The organism is Bacillus cereus group sp. BfR-BA-01356 (assembly GCF_022663635.1).
In the GTDB taxonomy this organism is placed as follows: domain Bacteria; phylum Bacillota; class Bacilli; order Bacillales; family Bacillaceae_G; genus Bacillus_A; species Bacillus_A cereus.
Window position 1 is genome coordinate 1 of record NZ_JAKUFX010000239.1, and the last position, 2,567, is coordinate 2,567.

Consider the following 2,567-nt stretch of genomic DNA (forward strand, 5'->3'; position numbering starts at 1 on the left):
GTGCGCCCATAAGGGTAGATTTAGAATTGATTAAATAGCACTAATCTAGGTTAACTCACGAAAGACCTATTACCAATCACCTCACCTAGAAGGGAAACCTAAAGGGGAAAACAGCATGGTGATAAAGTCATAAGTTGGTCAACTACTAAGATCACGACTGAATGGCAAGGTAAAACTCATAAATAAGGATGAAGGCTACACTGCTTGAATGATAGACCAAGGGTGGTCAGCGATACGAGTAATGAAAGGTAGTTGATACATTACTAGGGAACAAGGTTATAAAGAGGATAGTTTAGGTCGTACATATAAACTATCAGTGAGTCTCTCCCTCCCAGCCACAGTAAGTGGAAAAAGGTCAAACGTCACATCCGACATTATGAAAGCTATTCTTTATCTATCTAAATGGGGATTGCCTAAGTTGGGATGCCACCGGCATACTTGCGAATTTGGCTATGAAGAATGACACCAAGTTACTAACAAGGTGTGTGACTTCTGAATACCCAATAAGGCAACGGAGCCTTCATAGTAGTCCGAGCTAGGGAAAGCCTAGTACATGGCGAAGGAAGGCAACTTATCCGGTCTAAAACAAAATTGGAAGGTGTGTGAGACACAATGAGAAATCCAAATGCAGTATTAGACAATCTGAATAAAAAAACAACTAACCCAGCTTATAAATTTGAACGTCTGTATCGAAATCTATATAACCAGGAGTTCTACTTTGCAGCATATCAAAAAATATATGCAAAAGAAGGGAACATGACTAGAGGAACAGATGGGCATACCATTGATGGTATGAGTTTGGAACGTATCGATAAAATTATTGAAAGAATTAAAAACCAAAGTTATCAACCAGCTCCATCTCGCAGAGTATATATCAATAAGGGGCAAAATAGGGGAAAGAGGCCTTTAGGGATACCCTCTATAGATGATAAATTAGTTCAAGAAATCGTAAGAAACATCCTAGAAGCTGTTTTCGAACCGACCTTTTCTAACAATTCTCATGGATTTAGACGTAATCGCAGTTGTCATACAGCACTAACACAAGCAACTAAAATCTTCAAAGGAGTTAAGTGGTGGGTAGAAGGTGATATCAAAGGCTTCTTCGACAATATTGACCATCACATTTTGATTAAACTGCTAAAAAGAAAAATTAAAGATGAAAAATTCATTAATTTAATCTGGAAATTTCTTAGAGCGGGTTATTTAGAAGATTGGAAATTCAATAATACTTATAGTGGCACTCCACAGGGAGGAATAATCAGCCCAATTCTATCAAATATTTATCTAAATGAACTTGATAAGTATATCGAAGAGTATAAAACACTATTTGATAAAGGCACACGCCGACAAAACAACATAGTATATACCCAAAAATATAAGCGACTTTGGTATTTAAAAAAGAAATTCGCAGATAGAAAAGTACTGGCTCCACACAATGAATTAACTGAGATTACAAGTGAAGTGAAAAGGCTTCAAAAAGATATACGTACAATGAGTTCAGTAGAATTAATGGATTCTAGCTTTAAGAGAATTCAATATGTACGATATGCCGACGATTTCCTAATAGGGATAATTGGTTCAAAACAGGACGCAGAAGAAGTAAAGAAAGACCTTACGGCTTTTCTAAAGAATAAACTAAATCTTGAACTATCATCAGAGAAAACACTCATTACACACGGCAAAATGAAAGCGAGATTCCTTGGATACGATGTAACTATAAGTAACCTTCAGGCTGTATACAAAGGCTCAAACAGTAGAATAGCCAAAAGGTATGCATCAAACAAGTGCGAAATTTACATGCCTAAGGAAAAATGGATTGGAAAACTTAAGGAGCTCAAAGTTCTTAAAATCGAAAAAGATAGTAGTTGGAAGTCTATTCATAGGGCCGAATTAATAAACTCCGACAATTTAGAAATTCTAAGTATATACAATAGTGAAATTAGAGGTTTATATAATTATTATAAACTAGCAAAAAATGTACACAGCCTACAGAAGTTTCGCTACATTATGAAATTCAGCATGGTAAAAACTTTTGCAAACAAATACAAACTATCAGTCAGCAAAATAATGAAAAAGTTTAATCATGAAGGCAATTTTAGAATTTCTTACACGACTAAAACTGGTCAGAAGCATAGATATTTCTATAATGAACCTTTGAAAAGAGTTTATGAAAATCCAACTACTAATAAAGAAATAGATATCGTTCCAAATACTATGATATATGCAGGACGCAATAGTCTAATCAGACGCCTTCAGGCTAGTAAATGTGAGTGGTGTCAAACTGAAAACACCGCTATCGAAATGCATCATGTTAAAAAACTCAAAGAACTAAAAGGAAAACAACTTTGGGAAAGAATCATGATAGCTCGCAACCGCAAAACACTAGCATTGTGTAAAAAGTGTCATGTTGACCTGCACGCTGGAAGGTTAGATTGAAATTCAGAGGATAAGTGGAGAGCCGTATACATGGAAACATGTACGTACGGTTCGGAGGGGAGCGTTTGAAAACCTATCACAGTAATGTGAAAAGGCGTTGGGCGCTTACCCTACGACGATGTAGAACGTGT

Annotated in this window: 1 protein-coding gene; it reads left to right on the forward strand. The window is 36.1% G+C overall.

Annotation, left to right across the window (positions count from 1 at the left end; genetic code table 11):
* Positions 1-612 precede the first annotated feature (612 nt).
* Complete coding sequence (locus tag MR168_RS32580) at positions 613-2,436, forward strand: reverse transcriptase/maturase family protein (RefSeq protein ID WP_001245659.1); 1,824 nt, start codon at positions 613-615, stop codon at positions 2,434-2,436.
* The last annotated feature ends 131 nt before the right edge of the window (positions 2,437-2,567 follow it).

What these genes read in the sequence shown, in the direction of transcription:
- MR168_RS32580 (WP_001245659.1), top strand. Translation starts at nt 613, where the DNA reads ATGAGAAATCCAAATGCAGTATTAGACAATCTGAATAAAAAAACAACT.